Source organism: Amycolatopsis sp. NBC_00438 (assembly GCF_036026695.1).
In the GTDB taxonomy this organism is placed as follows: domain Bacteria; phylum Actinomycetota; class Actinomycetes; order Mycobacteriales; family Pseudonocardiaceae; genus Amycolatopsis.
Map to the genome: position 1 here is coordinate 7,018,461 of NZ_CP107923.1, position 18,964 is coordinate 7,037,424.

The following is an 18,964-nucleotide window of genomic DNA, read 5'->3' on the forward strand; positions in this document are numbered from 1 at the left end:
GCCCCGCTCAAGCAGGCCGAACGCGGTAACTCAGGTGAACCTTGTTCAGCCGTCGCCCGCCGCATGACATCTGCGTTGACCAGCGATCTGCGTGCGGGGCGCGGCGGGCTACCCAGAACAAGGTTCAATCGGAAGCCAGGGTTACGTCCACGACGAAGCTGGCACCGTCACGAGCCAGCGACACCGGGACCACCTCGCCGACGTCGTGCGCGCGCACCGCGACCGTCAGTTCCGCGGAGTCGCGGACCAGGCGGTTGCCGATCTTCGTGATCACGTCGCCCTCCTTGATGCCCGCGTTCGCGGCCGGGCCGCCGGGGGCGACGTTCTTGACCTGCGCGCCCATCGTGGACGAGCCGGCGACCGTCGAGGACGCGTTGATGCCGATGTCGGCGTGCTGGACCTTGCCGTCCTTGATCAGCGCCTTCGCGATCTTGATCGCGTAGTCGCTCGGGATGGCGAAGCCGATGCCGATGCTGCCGCCGTCCGCGCTGGACGAGCGGATCGACGAGTTGATGCCGACCAGCGCGCCGGTGGCGTCGACGAGCGCGCCGCCGGAGTTGCCGTGGTTGATCGCGGCGTCGGTCTGGATGGCCTCGTAAGTGACCGGCGCGGCGCCGTTGTCGCCGCCGGCGGTGATCGGCCGGTTCAGCGCGCTGACGATGCCCGCGGTCACCGAGTTCTGCAGCGCCAGCGGCGAGCCGATCGCCATCACGGTGTCGCCGACCTGCAGGTCCGACGACTTGCCGATCTGCAGCACGGTCGGGTTGGTGACGTTGACCTTCACCACCGCGAGGTCGGTCTTCGGGTCGGTGCCGACGAGCTTGGCGTCGGTCCGGGTGCCGTCGATGAAGATCGCGGTGATCTTGACGCCCGGATCCGCGGCGGCGGAGCTGATCACGTGGTCGTTGGTGAGGATGTAGCCCTGCGGGTCGATCATCACGCCGGAGCCCTGCTCGCCGGACTCGGCGCCGGGCTTGAACACCTCGAGCGAGACGACGGCCGGCGAGACGCGCTTGGCGATCTCGGCGACCGAACCGGCCGGCCGTTCCTTGGCGGCCTCGGCTTCGGAGATCGTCGCGGACCCGGTGAGCTCGGTGCCGGTGTCGGCGGCCCACCAGCCGACCAGCCCGCCGGCTGCGCCGATCAGCAGCGCGACGACCCCGAGCAGCACCAGCGCCTTGGGCTTCACCCGCCGGCCGAACAGCACCTCGGGCAGGCTCAGCAACGCACCCGGCGGACGCCGAGCGGGCTTTTCCTCGTCTTCGGCGGGCATCGCGGGCCCGGCGAGCACGGCGCCGGCGCCCGGATCACGCCACGGGTCACCCGTCCCGGTCCACAGCGGCGGCTCGGCCTGCGACGCGTCCCCAACGGCCTCCCGCGGCCGCTCCAGGAGAACGCCTTCGGCCCCGGGCGGCCGGCTGAACGCCTCGGCCAGCGACTCGGGAGCCGGCGGCGTCAGCTTGACGCCGTTGGTCTGCTGGGGGGTGTAGAGCTTGTCGAACGCCCCGTCGACCCCCTGCGGCCGGCCGAACACCGCGGCCTGCCCCGGATCGACGGCCGGCCGCGCCAGCGGGCGCGGCCCCAGCCGGTCGGCATCGTGCGCGCCGGGCTGCTCGGGATTCACGTTCGGCTCGGTCATCATTCCCCGGTGCTGAAGATCAGGTGGCTGGGCGTGACGATACCCAAGCCCAGTGCGCCGAGTCTGCCGGTACGGCGGTGAAATGGCTGTTTCTTGGCCGGCCCGCGAGTTGCCCACAGGCACTCGGCGATGTGGACAAACCGGCGTTGTGGGTCACCGGATCGCCGGTTCCGCGGGTGGGCGCCGATAAACTGGACCCGGGGCCGCCCCCCAGGGAGTGGCGGGGGCTGCTCGGATTCGGTCAGCGGACGCCGACCGGCACCGCGATCGGCGAGCTCACCGGTGTCGACGTCACCGACGGGGCCGGCTCCGGGCGAGGTGCCTGCGGCACCGCCATCTGGGCCGGGAGCAGGTTCGCGTTCTGCGGGACCTGGCCGCCCGTGTCCGGGGTGCCGTCACCGCCGTCTGCGGAGGTGCCCACCAGCGCCAGCGCGCTCAGCACCAAGCCCGACACGACCACGCCGGCACCCTGTGCCGCGCGGCGCTTGAAGCGGCCGCCGCCCAGGACGTTCGGGGACTGGCCGAGCGGGGCCGACGAGCCGAGCGGCGCCACGCCGCCCAGCACGCCTGAGTCGCGCAGGCCGGCGACCCGGTCGGGCCGCTGGACCGCGACGAGCTGGCCGTCGGCGGTGATCGCCAGGTTGTCGGGGCTGCTGGGCAGGTCCGTGTGCTCCGGGATGGACCGGAGGCTCGCCAGGAACCCGGCCGACATCGACGGCGCGCCCGCGCCGCGGATCGCGGCGCACGCCTGCCGCTGGGCCTGGACGTCGCCGGCGCAGGAGGCGCAGCGCGTGATGTGCGCCGCCGCGCGGTCACGCGCGCCGTGCGAAAGTTCGCCGTCCACGAACGCGACCACGGCGTCCGGCAGCAGGTGCGACTCGGGGAGTCCCCAGCCTCGCGGTGCGGTCATACCGACACCTTCGCAGACTCCGGGGCGTAACTGCGTCGGCGCTCCAGCGAAGCCCGCAGCGCCTGGCGACCGCGGTGGATCCGGCTGCGAACGGTGCCCAGCTTGACGTTGAGCGTCGCGCCGATCTCCTCGTACGAGAGACCTTCGACGTCGCACAGCACGACGGCGGCACGGAACTCCGGCGGCAGCTCGTCGAGCGCGGCCTGCAGGTCCGGGTCCAGGTGGGTGTCGGTGTAGACCTGCTCGGGGCTCGGGTCGTCGCCCACGATGCGGTCGGTGTCCTCCGGCAGGCCTTCCATCCGCACTCGCGAGCGGCGGCGGGCCATGTCGAGGAAGAGGTTGGTGGTGATCCGGTGCAGCCAGCCCTCGAACGTGCCGGGCTTGTAGGACGCCAGCGACCGGAAGACCCGGATGAAGGTCTCCTGGGTGAGGTCCTCGGCGTCGTGGGTGTTGCCGGTCAGGCGGTAGGCGAGCCGGTAGACCCGGTCACCGTGCTCGCGGACGACCTCGTCCCAGGACGGTGGCGTCCAGGCCGCCTCGTCCAGGGACACGGGCTGAGCCGCGTCGACGTCCGCATCGGCGTTCTGCATCGTGGGAGCAGGCACCTCCATCTGTGTTTCTCCTGTCTGCTCCACCCAACGCGGGTCGCGGGCACGGTGTTCCCGTGTGTCTGGATTCGAGTCTGTCGGGGTTCCTTATGGTTCTAGTGAGACTGGACTGAGAACAGGCTGAGAAGTTCTTCCTGAGTGCTTACCAGGGAGCCTGCGAGGATTTATCGACAACCAACGCTAACCTCCGTGCGTGAACACGCCCACCCCTGCGGCCGCACCGGCCGACTCCGGGTTCGTCGACGGGTACCTGCCCGACGACGAGGTGCTGTCTTCGGCGCGCGCACGGGCCGAGGACCTGGGCTGCAGCCCGCTGTCCGCGGGCGCCGGCGCGACCCTGCGGTTCCTGGCCGCCACGCTGCGGGCGAAGGCCGTCGTCGAGGTCGGCACGGGCGCCGGGGTGAGCGGGCTGAGCCTGCTGCGCGGGATGGCCCCGGAGGGCATCCTGACGTCGATCGACCTGGAGCCGGAGTACCAGCGGGCCGCGCGCGCGGCGTTCCGCGAAGCCGGTTACGCGCCGGGCCGGACCCGCTTGATCGTCGGACGGGCGCTGGACGTCCTGCAGCGGCTGACGCCGGGCGGCTACGACCTGGTGTTCGTCGACTCGGCGCACATCGAGTACCCGGGGTGCTACGAGCTGGGCGTGTCGCTGCTGCGCCGCGGCGGGATCATCGCGTTCCACAACGTCCTGGCGGGCGGCCGGGTGATCGACCCGTCCCGGCGCGACCCGGAGACGCTGGCCCTGCGCGAGGTCGCCCGAGCGTTCCGCGAAGACGAACGCCTGGTCCCGGCCCTCCTCCCGGTGGGCGGCGGCCTGCTGGTGGCCGCGGCGATCTGAGCCGCCTCGGTGGCCGGTGTGGTCGGCTTGGCCTTCGCGGCGATCTGACTCGGCTCCGCGGCGGCATGGTCGGCGTGCTCCTCGCAGCGATCTGACTCGCCTCCCGCGGCTGGCGTGGTCGGCTTGGCCCCTCGCAGCGATCCGACTCGCCTCCCGCGGCTGGCGTGGTCGGCTTGCTCCTCGCAGCGATCTGGCTCAACTCGAAGCTCGCCGGTCGGCACGATCCGCCTGGTCACGGCAGTGATCCGAGCACCTGTCCACAAGTCGGCCCGCCTGTGGACAAGTCGCCGATTTTGCCGGACTTGTCGGTGGTCGCCGGTAAACTGGAACGGGGACGCCCCCCAGGGTTGGGCGGGGGTGTGTTTGCGGGGCCGGACGGCTGGACTCAGCTCGGGACCAGTTCGCGCCGCTCGGTGCGCACCCGGGTTCCGGCGCCCACCGCGGCCGCCGCCAGCAAGAGCCAGACCGCTACCAGGGCGATCAGCCGGCCCCAGCCCGCGTGGCCGTAGACGTACGCGCCGGCCGCGCCGCCGATGCTGCTGCCCAGGTAGTACGTCGCCGTGTACATGCCGCCGACCTGGCCGCGGGCGTCCTCGGGGGCGTCGGCCGCCGCCCAGCCGTTGGCGACCGCGTGCGCGGCGAAGAACGCGCAGGTCAGCACCAGGAAACCGGCGATCACCAGCGGCAACGAGTCCGGCAGGGTCAGCGCCGCCCCGGCGGCCATCAGCAGCAGCGAGCCGATCACCGCGCGACGGCGGCCGACGCGCGCCACCAGCCGTCCGGCCGCGGCCGAGGAGACCGAGCCGGTCGCGTAGGCGAGGAACACCAGCGACGCGATCGCCGGCGACAGGTCCAGCGGGTCGCCGGTCAGCCGGAACCCGGCCGCGTTGTAGAGCGCGACGAACGAACCCATCGCGAGCAGCGCCACGGCGTACTGGGCCAGCAGCACCGGCCGCCGCACCGCCGTCACCAGCCCGGCGGCGACCGCCTTGAGCTGCACCTTCCCGCGGGCCGTGCCGGGCGGCAGCGTCACGACGGTGATCACGGCGCACACCGCGCCGATGCCCGCGACGACGTACAGCGCGCCGCGCCAGCCGAGCGGCCCGGCGGAGAAGCCGGCGGACAGCCGGCCGAGCATGCCGCCGACGGTGTTGCCCGCGATCATCGCGCCGACGGCGGCGGCGACGCCCGCGCGGCCGAGCCGTTCGGCCAGGTAGGCGGCCGCGACCCCGGGGAATCCGGCGATCGCGATGCCCTGCAAGGCGCGCAGCACGAGCAGCGCCGGGTACGTCGGCATCAACGGCAGCAGCAGCCCGAACACGACCGACGCGACCACCGACGTCACGATCACCGGCCGCCGCCCGACCACCTCGGACAGCGCGGCGATCGGCAGGACCGCGATGGCCAGCGCGCCGGTCGCGACGCTCACCGCGAGCGCCGCGCCGCCGGGGTCGAGGTGGTACTGCGCGGCGAGCTGCGGCAGCACCGGCTGCGGGGCGTAGAGCAGGGCGAAAGAGGAGATCCCGGCCGCGGCGACGGCGGTCTTGACTCGGCGGGTGGTGGTCACCCACTGAAAGTAAGCAGCGCTAATCAATACGTCTAATACACATGTGATCTATAATTCATGCGATGACGCATGACTCGCTGTCGGCGCAGCTCGCACCGCACCTGCGGCTCCTGGTCGCGCTGCGGAGTACGGGGAACGTCACACGCGCGGCCGAACTGCTGGGCGTCCCGCAGCCGACGGTGAGCCGCCGGATCGCGGCGCTGGCCGACGCGCTGGGCGCGCCCCTGACCGTCCCGGACGGCCGCGGCATCCGGCTCACCCGCGCGGCGGAGCTGCTGGCCGAGGCCGCCGAACGCGCGTTGGCGGCGGTCGACACCGGCGTCCGGCTGGCGCGCGAGGAGGTGGCGCCGGAGTCGGGACACGTGGTGCTCGGCTTCCTGCACCTGCTCGGGCGGTCGCTGGTGCCGTCGCTGCTGCGCGGCTACCGGGCGCGGTACCCGGGGGTGCGGTTCACGCTGGTCCAGGGCTCGCGGCAGGACATGCTCGACCGGCTGGCGGGCGGCGAGCTGGACCTGGCGCTGCTCGCGCCGTTGCCGTCGGACGCGCCTTCACTGGTCTCGGCGGGGCTGGCGGAGGAGGAGATCCTGCTGTCGGTCCCGACGGGCCACCGCCTCGCCGGCCGCGGTTCGGTGCGGGTGGCCGAGCTGGCCGAGGAGGAGTTCGTGCTGCTGGAGCCGGGTTACGGCGTCCGCACCCTGACGGACGAACTGTGCGCGGCGGCCGGTTTCGCGCCGCACATCGCGTTCGAGGGCCAGGAGTCGGACACGGTCCGCGGCCTGGTCGCGGCGGGCCTCGGCGTGGCACTGCTGCCGCGGTTCGGCCCGGGCACACCGGCAGGAGTAGCGGAAGTACCGCTGAACCCACCGGCGTCACGGACGATCGGCCTGGTCTGGCGCGCGGGCGAGCCGGCAACCCCCGCGGTGACGGCCTTCCGGGACCACGTGCTGGCAACGGCGGGGCGCAAATAATCCGGCCGCCGCCAGGAAACTCCCCCACCCTTCCCTGGGGGGCGTCCCCGAGTCCAGTCTATCGGTGGCCCCTGACGGAGCCCGGCGAAAACGGTCGTGAGCCGCGAGTTGCCCACAATCCAGCCAGGCTGTGGATAACTCCGACGGCGCGACGGCAGCGACAGTCCGGCAGCAGCGCGGACAGCACGGGACGGTCCGGCGGCGGCGCAGACAGCCCAGGCCGACGCCACCTGGCCGGCGGATCTCAGGCCAGTGAGGCGGCCAGCTCCACCAGGGTTCGGGCCGCGAAGCCCGTCGCGCCCGGGACCACGTCGTCGTAGGACTTCTCCGACCGGGCCGGGCCCGCGATGTCCAGGTGGGCCCACGGCAGGCCCTCCGTGAACTCGCGCAGGAACAGCGCCGCCGTGATGCTGCCCGGGCCGCCCGGGGTCTGGCGGACGTCGCCGAACTCGCCTCGGACGTTCTCCGCGTAGTCCTCCACCAGCGGCATGCGCCACCAGGCCTCGCCGACGCGCGAACCCGCCGCGACGACCGAAGCCGCCAGCGTGTCGTCCGTGGCGAACAGGCCGCCCGTGCGCAAACCGAGCGACACCTTCATCGCGCCCGTCAGGGTCGCCGCGTCGACGACGACGTCCGGGCCGTACTTCTTGATGCCGTACGCCAGCGCGTCGGCCAGGACCATGCGGCCCTCGGCGTCGGTGTTGCCGACCTCGGTCGTCTTGCCGCCGTAGTGGCGGACGATGTCGCCGGGCCGGTAGGCCGAACCGGACACGTGGTTTTCGGCCGCCGGGACCAGCGCGGTCACCCGCACCGGCAGCCCCAGCGCGGCGATCGCGCGGGTCGCGGCGATCACCGCCGCGCCGCCCGCCATGTCCGTGCGCATCAGGTGCATGCCGTCGGCCGGCTTGATCGACAGGCCGCCCGTGTCGAACGTGATGCCCTTGCCCACCAGCAGCAAGTGCTTGACCGCGCCGGAGGGCTTGTAGGACAGCTCGATCAGCCGCGGCGGCCGCGCCGAACCGCCGCCGACGGCCAGGACGCCACCGAAGCCCTGCGCCGCGAGCCACTGCTCGTCGCGGATCGTCGCTTCGACGCGGGGGCCGGCGACCTTCGCCGCGGTGTCCGCGAGCCAGGCCGGGGACTTGACGTTCGAGGGGGTGTTCGCGAGGTCGCGGGTCAGCGCCGTCGCCGCGGCCAGCGCCGTGGCGCGCTCGACGAGCTCGGTGTGGCTCGCCACCGCGCGATCGTGCGTCACCAGCCGCACCGTCCGCACCGCCGGCTTCGGGTCCTCAATGGACACCTTGAAGCGGTAGCCGCCGAGCAGCAGGCCCAGCGCCAGCTCCGTGACGTGCTCGCCGGACGCCTCCTCGGGCAGCACGAGCTGCACCGCGCGGAACGCCTTCGCGCCGTTCTCGACGTCGTCGGCCAGCGCCGCGTTCACCGCGCGGACCAGCGCCGCGCCGGTCTTCCGGTACTGCTTCGGCTTGCCGTCGCCGAGCCCCGCGACCCAGCGGGGGCCGTCACCCTGGACCGTCTGGACGTCGCCCGCTTTGCCGGTGATCCGGACACCGCCGATCTCGACCGGCTCGGCCTCGACGTCGTCGGCCGGCGCGGTCACGAGCCGGACCGTCGGGGTGCCGCGGCGAAGGTCGCCCGCGACCTCGATGTCGAGGAGACTAGTCGGAACGGGGGGTAGCGGATTACGCACAGTGAGCAACCTTCGGGCGCAGAGGAACCGCGACCCCGGCCTCCGAAGGGAGACCGGGGTGCGACGGAAGGACGGTTCTGGGGGGCCGGTTCAGCCGGTGACCTCCTGCAAAGCGGCGCCGAGGTCTTTCGCTTCCTCTGCGGAGAGTTCGACGACGAGTCGCCCGCCACCCTCGAGCGGTACGCGCATCACGAGGCCCCGCCCCTCCTTAGTCACTTCGAGGGGACCATCTCCGGTCCGGGGCTTCATGGCCGCCATAGCGTGCTCCCTCCGTCTCAACCGGCGCGCCCGGGTCGCGCTCGCGTGAAAGCCAGCCGGGTCTTACCGTCCATTGTCCCCTATCAGCGCCTCGGCGCATCAGCGGACCGATCTTTTGCTGCCGTATCGGTGCTGGTATGCGGCCCGCGAGGGGTGTGAGAGTCTCGGACGACCGATGTTTCAGCGCAAGGAGAAGACGTGACCACATCCGACGTCCTGCTGATCGCCGACGCCGACGGGGTGCGCACCCTCACCCTCAACCGGCCGCAGGCGTACAACTCGCTGACCGTCGAGCTGAAGGAAGCACTGCTCGCGGCCCTGCGCGGGGCAGCGGACGACGAGGCCGTCCGCGCGGTCGTGCTGACCGGTTCGGGCAAGGCGTTCTGCGCCGGCCAGGATCTGAAGGAGCACGTCGGGCTGCTGCAAGCGGGTGACCCCGCCCCGCTACACACGGTGAAGGAGCACTACAACCCGATCGTCCAGGCGATCGTGGCCATGGACAAGCCGGTCATCGCGGCGATCAACGGCACCGCCGCCGGGGCCGGCGCGGCCTTCGCCTACGCCAGCGACCTGCGGATCGCCGCCGAGTCGTCGTCGTTCCTGATGGCCTTCGCCAACGTCGGGCTGGGCCCGGACTCGGGCGCCTCCTGGACGTTGCAGCGGCTGGTCGGTTACGGCCGCGCCGCCGAGCTGATGCTGCTGGCCCGGACCGTCGACGCCGCCGAGGCGCAGCGGCTCGGCCTGGTCGGCGAGGTCGTGCCGGACGAGGAGCTCGCGGCGCGCGCCCAGAAGATCGCGGCGAAGCTCGCGGCCGGCCCGACCGTGGCCTACGCGAAGATCAAGAGCGTCCTCAACCTGGCCGCGCAGTCGACGTTCGAGGAGGCGCTGGCCGCCGAGGACGCCGCCCAGACCGCGCTGGGCGCGACCGCCGACCACGCCGAGGCCGTCGAAGCGTTCGTCGGCAAGCGCAAGCCGAACTTCCTGGGCAAGTAGTCGGTCTGCCGCGGCCTGTCGTGAGTGTTTAGGGCGGTTCTAACCGCCCTAAACACTCACGACAGCCACGGCAGACCCCGGAACCGGTCAGCCCGCGCGGAAGCAGCCCTTGACGTGGTCGTCGACCATGCCGGTGGCCTGCATCAGCGCGTAACACGTCGTCGGGCCGAGGAACGCGAAGCCGCGCTTCTTCAGCGCCTTCGCCATCGCCTTCGACTCGTCCGTGATGGCCGGGACGTCCGCCATCGCCGGTGGCCGCCGATGCGAAGAGGGCGCGAACGACCACAGCAGGTCGTCCAGCGGGACGTCCAGGTCCGCGATCACCCGGGCGTTGTTGATCGCCGCCAGGATCTTCGCCCGGTTCCGCACGATCGACGCGTCCCGCATCAGCCGCTCGACGTCGGCGTCACCGAACTTCGCCACCTTCGCCGCCTTGAACTGCTTGAACGCCTTCCGGAAGCTCTCGCGCTTGCGCAGGATCGTGATCCACGACAGCCCGGACTGGAACGCCTCGAGGCACAGGCGTTCGTACAGCTCGTCCTGCCCGTGGAGCGGCGTGCCCCACTCCTTGTCGTGGTAGTCGGCGTAGTCCGGGGTCGAGTTGCCCCAGGTGCACCGCGCGACGCCGTCGGCGCCGATCAGCTCAGACATCCCCGCCCACCGAATAGTCCTCCGCGAACCGCGCGAACCGCCGCAGCGACTGGCGCACCCCCAGCGCGAACGCCGGCCGCACGACCGGCCAGCCGAGCCGTCCCAGCGGCCCGAACGGCAGCCGCAGGTGCTCGGCCCAGACGAACGTCGAGCGCTGCGCGCCCTTCGGCACCACCTGGAACACGCCGGTGCCCTGCACGAAGCCGCCCTGGTGCCGGACCGCGCACCGCACCGGCGGCTCCCAGGTCGTGATCTCCATCTTGTCGGTGAAGCCGATCCCGGCGACCCCGGTGAACGCCGCCAGCCGCGAGCCGACGCTGCGGCCGTTGCCCTCGGTCACTTCGACGTCGGTGCCCAGCATCCACTCGCCCTGGCGCGTCCAGTCCGTGAGCGCGAGCCAGGTCGTCCCGGCCGGCGCGCGGACGTCGACCGACAGCACGAGGTCGGTCACTGGGCGCTCTCCGGCGCGGTCTCCCGCTCGGCTTCGCGCTCGGCTTCGCGCTCGGGCCGGCGCTGCTCCAGCTCGGCCACCCGGGTGCGCAGCTCGTCGATCTCGACGCCGAGGCGGCGCAGCACCCAGTCCACTTCGGACATCTTGTAGCCGCGCAGCACCAGCTGGAAGCGCACGTCCTGCAGGTCGTCGCCGGTGATGTCCTCGGCGGGCAGCCGCGTGGGCGAGCTGCCCGGCGGCAGCGGGGCCAGTTCCTCACCCCGGCCGAACACCACCGCGGCCAGGAGGAACACCACGGCGGCCACCAGCAGCATGACTACGAGGTAGATCAGCGCGGTCGTCACGCGACGATCGTGGCATACCCGCCCCAGGAACGTCTCGCGAGCACGACGAGCCGCAGGGAAAGAAGCACCCAGGCGACCATCAACACCGCACACGGGACGCTCAGGAACAACCGGGAGACGTCGACGATGCCGGTCGAGCCGATCAGCAGGCCGACCGAGCCGAGGTTGATGCCGACGGCCAGCGCGATGAGCACGCCGCAGAACCGGGCCAGCCGGACGGGTTCGAGCCGCCGGCTGAGCCAGCGCGTGCCGAGCAGCGCGAGCACGCCGATCACCGGCACGACGAACACCGCGCCGTGGGTGGTGTGCGCGACGACGCGGTACCACTCCGGCGTCGACGTCGGCAGCTGCGTCCAGGCGCCGTAGGTGAGGATCCGGGCGTAGTCCCAGGACGCCTGCATCAGCGGCACGCCGATGACGAGCTTCCACAGCGTGCGGACGCCGCTGAGCATGCCGAGCTCGGCCTGGTAGTCGCGGGCGACGAGGGCCGCGGGCCCGAAGTCGGCGACGGCGCGGCGCTCGGCGTCCTCGTCGCTCCGGCCGCCGGCGCGGTAGGCGTCGGCCGCGTCGTGCAGGCCGTCGCGCGCCTCGTCCAGGAGGTCGGCCTTGAACTTGCCGCAGCCGTGCAGCCGCTGGTCGAGATCGGCCAGGTAGTCGTCGATCATGCGCCCAGCACTCCCCCGATGACGGCCGTGAACTCCCGCCATTCCGTGCGTTCGGCGGCCAGTTCCTGCTGGCCGGAGCGGGTGAGGTGGTAGGTGCGCCGCTTGCGTCCGGACACGACGTCCCACTCGCTGGCCAGCCAGCCGGCCCGCTCGAGCCGGCGCAGCGCCGGGTAGACCGTGCCGGTCGGCAGGTCGAGCGCGCCGTCGGTGCGCAGCTGCAGGGCCTCGATGATCGCGTAGCCGTGCAGTTTCCGGCCGTCGAGGACCGCCAGCAGCAACGCGTCGAGGTGCCCGCGCAAGGAGTCCGCCTTCATGGGTACGCAGTCTACACGTCGACTGGCTACATGTAGCCAGACTATGTGTAGCCTGGCTACATGAACGCACTCCCGGTCGCGAGACTCCAGTTCGCGACGACGACCTCGTTCCACTTCCTGTTCGTGCTGCTCACCCTGGGGCTGGTCACGCTGGTGGCGGTGATGCAGACCCGCTCGGCGCTCGGCGGAAAGCCCGAACTGGAGCGGATGACGCGCTTCTGGGGCCGGCTGTACGTGATCAACTACGCGCTGGGGATCGTCACCGGCATCGTGATGGAATTCCAGTTCGGGCTGACCTGGACCGGCCTTTCCGCGTTCGCCGGTGACGTCTTCGGTGCCCCGCTGGCCATCGAGACGCTCGTCGCGTTCTTCCTCGAGTCGACGTTCCTCGGCCTGTGGATCTTCGGCTTCGGGCGGATGGACAAGTGGCTGCACCTGGCGCTGATCTGGCTCGTCACGCTGACTGCGTACGCGTCGGCGCTGTTCATCATGCTGGCCAACTCGTTCCTGCAGGACCCGGTCGGCAGCCACCTCGAGAACGGCACCCTGCACCTCGACGACTTCGGCGCGCTCTTCACGAACCCCGCGCTGGTCGCGTCGCTGCCGCACGTCGTCAGCGCCGCGATCCTGACCGGCGGATTCTTCGTGGCCGGGGTCAGCGCGTACCACTTCCTGAAGCGCACCACCGAGGTCGAGTTCTTCCGCCGCTCGATGCGGATCGGCGTCGTCGCGGCGCTGATCGGTGCGATCCTCGTGGTCAACCAGGGCTTCGCGCAGTTCGGGGAGCTCGCGATGTACCAGCCGGACAAGCTGAAGGACGGCGGTGTCGGGCTGCCACTGGGTTTGATGATCATGCTCGGGTTCGTCATGTTGCTGTGCGCGCTGCTCGGCTGCGCGCTGCTGTTCCGGAACTGGATCACCCAGGCCCGGTTCCTGCATTACCTGATGGTCGCGGCGATCCCGCTGCCGTTCGCCGCGGCGATCCTCGGCTGGCTGGTGCGCGAGATCGGCCGTCAGCCGTGGCTGGTCTGGGGCAGGCTCCGCACCGCCGACGCGATCGCGGACGTCCCGGCCGGCCAGATCCTGTTCTCCTTCATCGCTTTCTCACTGCTGTTCGCCGCGCTCGCTGCGGCCGACTGGGTGCTGCTGGCGCGGGTCGCCAAGCGCGGCCCGGAGCCGGTCGAGCGCGACGTCGCCGAACTGCCCGTCCTGAGCGGAGTCTGACCGATGGTGACCTTCTGGTGGGGCGTGCTGGGCCTGCTGACCTGCGGCTATTTCGCGCTCGCGGGGTACGACTACGGCGTCGGGATGCTGCTGCCCGCGTTCGACGCCGACGAGCGGCGACGGCGGCAGACCCTCGGCGCGCTCGGGCCGTTCTTCCTGGCCAACGAGGTGTGGCTGGTGGCCGCGGTCGGCGTGCTGTTCGGCGCCTTCCCGCACCTGGAGGGCAAGGTGTTCGCCGGGGCGTACGTCCTGGTCGTGACCCTGCTGCTCGGCCTGGTGACGTTCACGGCGTCGATGCAGCTGCGCAGCCGCCGCCCCGGGGCGCCGCGCGGCGCGTGGACCGCGGGCATCGTCGGCGGCGCGCTGGTGACGGCGGTGTCGTGGGGCCTGTTCCTCGGCAACCTGGTGGCCGGTCTGCCGCTGACCGCCGACGGCTCGCCGTCCGGTGCCGTGCTCGCGCTCTTCAACCCGTACGCCGTGGTGTGGGGGCTGGGGTTCGTCGCGCTGTTCTCCCTGCAGGGCGCGGTGTTCCTGGCCGTGCGGGCGCCGGCCGAGCTGACCGGGCGCGCGGTGCGGCTGGCGCGGGCGTTCCTGCCGCCCGTGGCGGGCTTCCTCGTCGTCGCCACCGGGTGGGGTTCCTTCGCGCTGCACGGCGTGAGGACGGTGGGCATCGGCGTGGTCGTGCTCGCGTTCCTCGCGCTGGGTTCGGTGTGGCTGGGACTCGCGCTCAAGCGCCACCGGGTGGCGCTGCTCGGGGCGATGGTGCTCGCGGCGAGTCCCGCGCTGCTGGTCGGCACGCTGCGGTTTCCCGCGATCCTGGTGGCGGACTCGGGTTACGCGCTCACGACGGACCAGGCGGCGACCGCGTCGAGCACGTTCGCGGTGCTGAACTGGTTCGCGCCGCCGGCGGTCCTGCTGCTGCTCGTCGTGCAGTGGCTGACCTGGCGCGCGCACCGCGCTCCCGTCGACCAGCGTTCGCTGCTGCACTTCTAGGGGGACGTCGTGCCCGCACTTCCCGGACTCCGGCGGTACCTGGTCCTGCTGAGCACGCTCGGCGTGCTTTCGGCGTCCGCCGTCCTGATCCAGGCCGAAGGTCTCGCCACGCTGCTCACCGGCGGCGGTCTCTCGTTCGCTCTGGTGCTCGCGATTGCCGGCCGGGTAATGCTTTCGATGGCTGTCGATGTCCTCAGTGGACGGTTTGCGTCCTCGGTCAAAGCCGGCCTGCGGCGCCGGCTGCTCGGCTCGGCGGCCGACCGGGCCGGCGTGGTCGCGACGCAGGTGACGCGCGGTGTCGACGCCACCGACAGCTACCTGACGGGGTACCTGCCGACGCTCGTCGTGTCGGTGGTGGTGCCGGTCGCGGTGATCGTCCGGCTGGTCACGACGGATCTGACGTCGGCGCTGGTCGTGACGGCGACACTGCCGCTGATCCCGGTGTTCGCGAGCCTGGTCGGCAAGCACACGTCGGCGCACACCCAGTGGGACCTGCTGAAGAAGCTGGGCGGGCACTTCCTCGACGTCGTCCGCGGGCTCGGCACGCTGAAGGTGTTCGGGCGGGCGCAGGCGCAGGCTCGGACGGTCCGCGCGATGGCGGACGCGCACACGGACGCGACGCTGAAGACGTTGCGGGTGGCGTTCCTGTCGGCGCTGGTGCTGGAACTGGTCGCGACGCTGTCGGTGGCCTTGGTCGCGGTCCCGATCGGCTTCCGCCTGCTGGCCGGCGGGCTGGACGCGCGGACGGCGCTCCTGATCCTGGTGCTGGCGCCGGAGGCGTACTTGCCGCTGCGGGCGGCGGGCGCGAAGTTCCACGCGGCGGCGGAGGGGTTGACGGCGTTGCGGGAGGCTCTCGCCGTACCGGTGGTTTCTTCACGTTCCGGGACGCTCACTCGCCGCCGAGGTGCGCCTTCGCTGGTCTTCGAGCGGGTGTCCGTCTCTTTCGGCGACGTCGTCGCTCTGTCCGATGTGGACCTTTGCGTGCCGGCCGGTGCACGGCTGGCGCTGGCCGGGCCGAGCGGATCCGGGAAGAGCACCCTCTTGGCGGTGCTGCTGGGGTTCGTGACGCCGACGTCGGGCCGGGTCCTGGCGGACGGGGTGGACGTGCGGTCGCTGGATCCGTCCGGCTGGCTGGCGGACATCGCGTGGGTCCCGCAGCGGCCGACGTTGTTCCGGGGTTCGCTGGCCTCGAACATCGGCCTGGGCCTCGCCACTCCGGACTTCGAGTCCGCGGCCCGCGCGGCGGCGCTGGACCAGGTGGTGGCGGGGCTGCCTGACGGCTACGCGTCCCAGGTGGGTGAGCTGGGCGAGGGGTTGTCGGCCGGGCAGCGGCAGCGAGTGGGGCTGGCCCGGGCGTTGGCGCGGACCTCGTCGGGGCTGGTGCTGCTGGACGAGCCGACAGCCCGGCTGGACGCCCGCACGGAGGCGACGGTGTTGTCCGCGACGCGCCTTCTGCTGCCGGGACGCACGGCGGTCCTGGTGGCCCACCGGCCGGCGATGGTCTCGCTGGCGGAGCGGGTGATCGAACTCCGCGGCGGCCGGGTGGCGGCGGAGGTGGCGGAGTGACTTTGTCAAGTTCGGTATCCACCGGCGAGCACTTGTCCACAGATTCTCGCGCGGCACGTTTTCGCAGGCCAGGGACGGTTCGCTGGGATCGAGGACGCCCCCCGGGAAGGGTGGGGGCTGTCTTGGGGCTGTGGGCCGTGTCCACCAAGGACGTTCTTCGGCTCGCCCGGGCGGCCCTGCTCGCCGCCGGTGCCGAGCTCGCCGGGCTTGCGCTCATGGCCACCGCCGCCTGGCTTCTGCTCCGGGCCGCCGAGCGGCCGCCGCTCGCCGCTCTCACCGTGGCCATCGTCGCCGTGCGGACTCTCGCCCTCCTGCGCGGTGGTCTCCGGTACGCCGAACGGCTCGCCGGGCACGAAGTCGTCCTCCGGTGGCTCGGTTCACTGCGCACCCGCGTCTACCAGGCCATCGCGCCCGGGTCGCGGTACTCCGGCGGGGACCTCGTCACGCGGCTGGTGTCCGATGTGGACGCTCTGCAGGACGCCGTCCTGCGGTGGCTGCTGCCCGCGGCCGTCGCCGGGCTGGTCGGGCTGACCGCCGTCGGGGTGGTCGCGACGGCGTCCGCGAGCGCCGCCGGGGCGCTGGCCGCCGGGCTCGTCGTCGCCGGGGCGGTGCTGCCGTGGCTGGCCGTCAGGAGCACCGCGCGGCGAGCGGCCGAAAACGCCCCGAAACGCGCGGAACTCGCCGAACGCGCCGTCGAACTCGTCACCGGGTATCGGGAGCTGGTCGCCGCCGGGGCACTCGGCGAAAAGCGCGCCGCCGCGGACGAAGTCGTCGAGCAGCTCCGGGAACCGGCCGCGAAACCCGCCTTGCCGAGCGCCGCCGGGGTCCTCGTGCAGCTCCTCACCACGATCGCCGTGGGCCTGCTCTGCGACGCCTCCGTCCCCTGGACCGCCGCCCTCACCCTGGCCTCCATGACGACGTTCGAGGTCGTCCTCCCCCTGATCACCGCCGCCCGCCGGGTGCCCGAGATCCGCGAGTCGGTCGCCCGCGTCAGGGCCGTTCTCGCCACGCCGCCGGAAACCCCGGGCACGCGCACCGCAGACAAAGGGCGCTTCCGGCTGGAAAGAGCCGGCCTCCGCTATCCGGGACGCGCCCCCGCGCTGCGGGACGTCGACCTCGACCTCCAGCCCGGCAAGCGCGTCGGGATCCTCGGGCCCAGCGGCGCCGGGAAGACGACCCTGCTGCGCCTGCTCCTCGGCCTGGAAACCCCGACGTCCGGCCGCGTCACCCTCGACGGCCATCCGCTCGCCGAGTACGCCGACCTGTCGGAAACCGTCTCCGGCGCGCTCTCGGACGCGCACGTCTTCCACACGACCGTCCGCGAGAACCTCCTGCTCGCCAAGCCGGACGCGACCGGCGCCGAGCTGTCGAAAGCCTGCGAGACCGCGGGATTCGACCTGGACCTCGACCGCGACACCGGCCCGGACGGCGACGCGCTCTCCGGCGGTCAGCGGCAACGGCTGATCCTGGCCCGCGCGGTCCTCGCGGCACCCAAGGTCCTGGTGCTCGACGAGCCGGTCGAAGGCCTCGACCCCGCCCACGGCGACGCCGTCCTCAAGCGCGTCCTGGAGCAGACGAAAGGCAGCGTCGTCCTCGTGACGCACCGCCCCGAGCACCTCGACGGCTTCGACGAGGTCGTCACCCTCGAGGACGGGCGAGCACTTCCCGCATCGGCGGCCGGTCGGCGACCAGGACGTCCGTGACGTCCGGCAGCCACTCCTCGTCGACCTGCACGAACTGCGTCAGCGGCGCGTCGGCGGCGTGGACGCCGCAGCGCGCGAGCGCCGTGCCGAGGATCTGCCGCGACATCACCCCCAGTTGCGGCAGCGAGCGGTTCCGGTGCTTGCGCACCCCGAGGTTGACCTGCGCGAGCCCGTCGAGGCCGTAGCGCGCCTCGGCGTCGAGCAGCAGCCCGATCTCGACGCCGTACCCGGCCGCGAACGGCACCGATTCGAGGAACTCGCGGGTGCCCGCGTATTCGCCGCCAAGGGGCTGGATCAGGGCGCCGAGCGCCGGGCGCAGCGCCGAGAGCACCGGCCGCGCGAGCAGTTCGGTGACGCGGCCGCCGCCGCTGCTCTCCAGCCGCAGCGGCCGGCGGTAGAAGCCCTTGACCAGGTGCACGCCCGGCGTCGTCAGCAGCGGGCCGAGCAGGGACGGCACGAACGCCGGGTCCGGGTCGACGAGATCGGAGTCGAGGAACACGACGAGGTCCCCGCTGGTCGCGGCGAGCGAGCGCCACAGCACCTCGCCCTTGCCGGGCACCGGCGGCAGGTCGGGCAGCACGTCCTCGCGGCGGACGACCCGCGCACCGGCGGCCGCGGCCGTTTGAACGGTGGTGTCCGTGGAACCCGAATCGAGCACGACCAGCTCGTCGACGACGCCGCCGAGCAGTGGCCGCACCGACGCGACGACGGCACCCACGGTCCGCTCTTCGTCCAGCGCCGGTAGCACTACGGAAACCGTCCGGTCACCCTTCGCGGTCAGGATGTCCCCGGGCGTCCAACCGGGGTCCTGCCACGTACGCCGCTCGAACCAACTCACGAGTAGCGATCGTGCCATGCTGGGGTCACCGCATCCGAGGAGGAGGACCACTTGATCGCGCAGCTTGTCCGCTTCGTGCTGGGCCCGCTGGCCAGGGCGCTCTACCGGCCGGAGGTGCGTGGCGTGGAGAACGTGCCCGCCACCGGCCCGGTGCTCCTGGCGGCCAACCACCGGGCCGCGCTCGACACCGGCGTGATCACCTTCGCGACACCGCGGCAGGTCAAGTTCCTCGGCAAGGCCGAGTACTTCGTCGGCAAGACGCTCAAGGGCCGGCTGATGGCCGGGTTCCTCGGCGGCCTCGGCTACGTCCCGGTCGAGCGCGGCAACGCCCAGGCCGGCCTGGCCGCGCTCGAGGCCGCGCGCAAGGTGCTCGACGCGGGCGGCGTCTTCGCGATCTACCCCGAGGGCACGCGCTCCCTGGACGGCCGGCTGCACCGCGGCCACACGGGCGTCGGCGCGCTGGCCCTCGCAACGGGCGCGAAGGTGGTGCCGGTCGCGCTGACCGGCACCGAAAACCTCCAGCCCGAGGGCGCGCGCATCCCCCGCCTGGCCAAGATCGGCATCACGTTCGGCAAGCCCCTCGACTTTTCGCGCTACGAAGGCCAGGACTACGCGCCGGCGATCCGCCGCTCGGTCACCGACGAGGTGATGTACGCGATCCTCGAGCTGTCCGGCCAGGAATACGTGGACACGTACCACAAGCGGCCCAGCGAAGGCGCCGCCTGA

20 protein-coding genes are annotated in these 18,964 nt (G+C 72.3%); 8 read left to right on the plus strand and 12 right to left on the minus strand.

Translation table 11 applies throughout. The features are described from left to right. Positions 1 to 124 precede the first annotated feature (124 nt). From OG494_RS31500 to sigE, 3 genes are all read right to left on the minus strand, one after another. Positions 125 to 1,642: a S1C family serine protease gene (locus OG494_RS31500; RefSeq protein WP_328444897.1), complete on the minus strand. Its 1,518-nt coding sequence runs from the start codon at positions 1,640 to 1,642 to the stop codon at positions 125 to 127. 238 nt (positions 1,643 to 1,880) lie between these two features. Further along, positions 1,881 to 2,549 (minus strand): anti-sigma factor family protein, encoded by a 669-nt coding sequence (locus OG494_RS31505; protein ID WP_328444899.1) that lies wholly within the window; start codon positions 2,547 to 2,549, stop codon positions 1,881 to 1,883. After that, positions 2,546 to 3,160, minus strand: a complete 615-nt coding sequence (gene sigE / locus OG494_RS31510; RefSeq protein ID WP_442874301.1) for an RNA polymerase sigma factor SigE — start codon at positions 3,158 to 3,160, stop codon at positions 2,546 to 2,548. The genes OG494_RS31505 and sigE overlap by 4 nt, the downstream gene beginning before the upstream one ends. Positions 3,161 to 3,350: 190 nt before the next feature. Between sigE and OG494_RS31515 the strand changes: the two genes are divergently transcribed. Then, a complete protein-coding gene (locus OG494_RS31515; RefSeq protein ID WP_328444901.1) occupies positions 3,351 to 3,995 on the plus strand; it encodes an O-methyltransferase in 645 nt (214 codons plus the stop codon). 385 nt (positions 3,996 to 4,380) lie between these two features. Here OG494_RS31515 and OG494_RS31520 read toward each other — a convergent pair whose 3' ends face one another. Further along, entirely contained in the window at positions 4,381 to 5,562 is a 1,182-nt protein-coding gene (locus OG494_RS31520) for an MFS transporter (protein WP_328444903.1), read from the minus strand. A 62-nt stretch (positions 5,563 to 5,624) separates the two neighbouring features. On the opposite strand from OG494_RS31520, the gene OG494_RS31525 reads away from it, so the two are divergent. Continuing rightward, entirely contained in the window at positions 5,625 to 6,530 is a 906-nt protein-coding gene (locus OG494_RS31525) for a LysR family transcriptional regulator (protein WP_328444905.1), read from the plus strand. Positions 6,531 to 6,774: 244 nt separating this feature from the next. Here OG494_RS31525 and OG494_RS31530 read toward each other — a convergent pair whose 3' ends face one another. Continuing rightward, positions 6,775 to 8,238, minus strand: coding sequence for a leucyl aminopeptidase family protein (locus OG494_RS31530; protein WP_328444907.1), 1,464 nt, complete (start codon positions 8,236 to 8,238; stop codon positions 6,775 to 6,777). A 90-nt stretch (positions 8,239 to 8,328) separates the two neighbouring features. After that, positions 8,329 to 8,496: a DUF3117 domain-containing protein gene (locus OG494_RS31535; protein ID WP_005155393.1), complete on the minus strand. Its 168-nt coding sequence runs from the start codon at positions 8,494 to 8,496 to the stop codon at positions 8,329 to 8,331. A 198-nt stretch (positions 8,497 to 8,694) separates the two neighbouring features. On the opposite strand from OG494_RS31535, the gene OG494_RS31540 reads away from it, so the two are divergent. Then, a complete protein-coding gene (locus tag OG494_RS31540; RefSeq protein ID WP_328444909.1) occupies positions 8,695 to 9,489 on the plus strand; it encodes an enoyl-CoA hydratase-related protein in 795 nt (264 codons plus the stop codon). A gap of 87 nt (positions 9,490 to 9,576) precedes the next feature. On the opposite strand, the gene OG494_RS31545 is transcribed toward OG494_RS31540, so the two are convergent. Genes OG494_RS31545 through OG494_RS31565 form a run of 5 tightly spaced genes read right to left on the minus strand, consistent with a single transcriptional unit; the run spans position 9,577 to position 11,914 of the window. Further along, a complete protein-coding gene (locus tag OG494_RS31545) occupies positions 9,577 to 10,140 on the minus strand; it encodes a DNA-3-methyladenine glycosylase I (protein WP_328444911.1) in 564 nt (187 codons plus the stop codon). Then, complete coding sequence (locus OG494_RS31550; RefSeq protein ID WP_328444913.1) at positions 10,133 to 10,591, minus strand: SRPBCC family protein; 459 nt, start codon at positions 10,589 to 10,591, stop codon at positions 10,133 to 10,135. Before OG494_RS31550 ends, OG494_RS31545 begins: the two co-directional genes overlap by 8 nt. Further along, positions 10,588 to 10,935, minus strand: a complete 348-nt coding sequence (locus OG494_RS31555; RefSeq protein ID WP_328444915.1) for a DivIVA domain-containing protein — start codon at positions 10,933 to 10,935, stop codon at positions 10,588 to 10,590. The genes OG494_RS31550 and OG494_RS31555 overlap by 4 nt, the downstream gene beginning before the upstream one ends. Then, positions 10,932 to 11,600 (minus strand): permease prefix domain 1-containing protein, encoded by a 669-nt coding sequence (locus tag OG494_RS31560; protein WP_328444917.1) that lies wholly within the window; start codon positions 11,598 to 11,600, stop codon positions 10,932 to 10,934. The genes OG494_RS31555 and OG494_RS31560 overlap by 4 nt, the downstream gene beginning before the upstream one ends. Then, positions 11,597 to 11,914: a helix-turn-helix transcriptional regulator gene (locus tag OG494_RS31565; protein ID WP_328444918.1), complete on the minus strand. Its 318-nt coding sequence runs from the start codon at positions 11,912 to 11,914 to the stop codon at positions 11,597 to 11,599. Before OG494_RS31565 ends, OG494_RS31560 begins: the two co-directional genes overlap by 4 nt. A gap of 60 nt (positions 11,915 to 11,974) precedes the next feature. Here OG494_RS31565 and OG494_RS31570 point away from each other — a divergent pair, with 60 nt between their 5' ends. The 4 genes from OG494_RS31570 (at position 11,975) to cydC (ending at position 17,400) form a co-directional block, all read left to right on the plus strand. Beyond that, positions 11,975 to 13,138: a cytochrome ubiquinol oxidase subunit I gene (locus OG494_RS31570; protein WP_328444920.1), complete on the plus strand. Its 1,164-nt coding sequence runs from the start codon at positions 11,975 to 11,977 to the stop codon at positions 13,136 to 13,138. A gap of 3 nt (positions 13,139 to 13,141) precedes the next feature. Then, positions 13,142 to 14,131: a cytochrome d ubiquinol oxidase subunit II gene (locus OG494_RS31575; RefSeq protein WP_328444922.1), complete on the plus strand. Its 990-nt coding sequence runs from the start codon at positions 13,142 to 13,144 to the stop codon at positions 14,129 to 14,131. Positions 14,132 to 14,140: 9 nt separating this feature from the next. Further along, positions 14,141 to 15,697: a thiol reductant ABC exporter subunit CydD gene (cydD, locus tag OG494_RS31580; protein WP_328444924.1), complete on the plus strand. Its 1,557-nt coding sequence runs from the start codon at positions 14,141 to 14,143 to the stop codon at positions 15,695 to 15,697. Between the two features lie 122 nt (positions 15,698 to 15,819). Then, positions 15,820 to 17,400 (plus strand): thiol reductant ABC exporter subunit CydC, encoded by a 1,581-nt coding sequence (cydC, locus tag OG494_RS31585; RefSeq protein ID WP_328459081.1) that lies wholly within the window; start codon positions 15,820 to 15,822, stop codon positions 17,398 to 17,400. Here cydC and OG494_RS31590 read toward each other — a convergent pair. Further along, positions 17,336 to 18,238 carry a glucosyl-3-phosphoglycerate synthase gene (locus tag OG494_RS31590; RefSeq protein ID WP_328444926.1) on the minus strand — a complete coding sequence of 301 codons (903 nt, stop codon included), beginning with the start codon at positions 18,236 to 18,238 and terminating at the stop codon, positions 17,336 to 17,338. The two genes, cydC and OG494_RS31590, sit on opposite strands and share 65 nt — an antisense overlap. Before the next feature lie 51 nt (positions 18,239 to 18,289). Here OG494_RS31590 and OG494_RS31595 point away from each other — a divergent pair, with 51 nt between their 5' ends. Then, positions 18,290 to 18,964 carry a lysophospholipid acyltransferase family protein gene (locus OG494_RS31595; RefSeq protein ID WP_328444928.1) on the plus strand — a complete coding sequence of 225 codons (675 nt, stop codon included), beginning with the start codon at positions 18,290 to 18,292 and terminating at the stop codon, positions 18,962 to 18,964.

Excerpts from the sequence above, each read along its gene's own strand:
- OG494_RS31500 (WP_328444897.1), bottom strand. The coding sequence starts at position 1,642 with ATGATGACCGAGCCGAACGTGAATCCCGAGCAGCCCGGCGCGCACGAT.
- OG494_RS31505 (WP_328444899.1), bottom strand. The coding sequence starts at position 2,549 with ATGACCGCACCGCGAGGCTGGGGACTCCCCGAGTCGCACCTGCTGCCG.
- sigE (WP_442874301.1), bottom strand. The coding sequence starts at position 3,160 with ATGGAGGTGCCTGCTCCCACGATGCAGAACGCCGATGCGGACGTCGAC.
- OG494_RS31525 (WP_328444905.1), top strand. The coding sequence starts at position 5,625 with ATGACGCATGACTCGCTGTCGGCGCAGCTCGCACCGCACCTGCGGCTC.
- OG494_RS31535 (WP_005155393.1), bottom strand. The coding sequence starts at position 8,496 with ATGGCGGCCATGAAGCCCCGGACCGGAGATGGTCCCCTCGAAGTGACT.
- OG494_RS31545 (WP_328444911.1), bottom strand. The coding sequence starts at position 10,140 with ATGTCTGAGCTGATCGGCGCCGACGGCGTCGCGCGGTGCACCTGGGGC.
- OG494_RS31560 (WP_328444917.1), bottom strand. The coding sequence starts at position 11,600 with ATGATCGACGACTACCTGGCCGATCTCGACCAGCGGCTGCACGGCTGC.
- OG494_RS31565 (WP_328444918.1), bottom strand. The coding sequence starts at position 11,914 with ATGAAGGCGGACTCCTTGCGCGGGCACCTCGACGCGTTGCTGCTGGCG.
- OG494_RS31570 (WP_328444920.1), top strand. The coding sequence starts at position 11,975 with ATGAACGCACTCCCGGTCGCGAGACTCCAGTTCGCGACGACGACCTCG.
- OG494_RS31575 (WP_328444922.1), top strand. The coding sequence starts at position 13,142 with ATGGTGACCTTCTGGTGGGGCGTGCTGGGCCTGCTGACCTGCGGCTAT.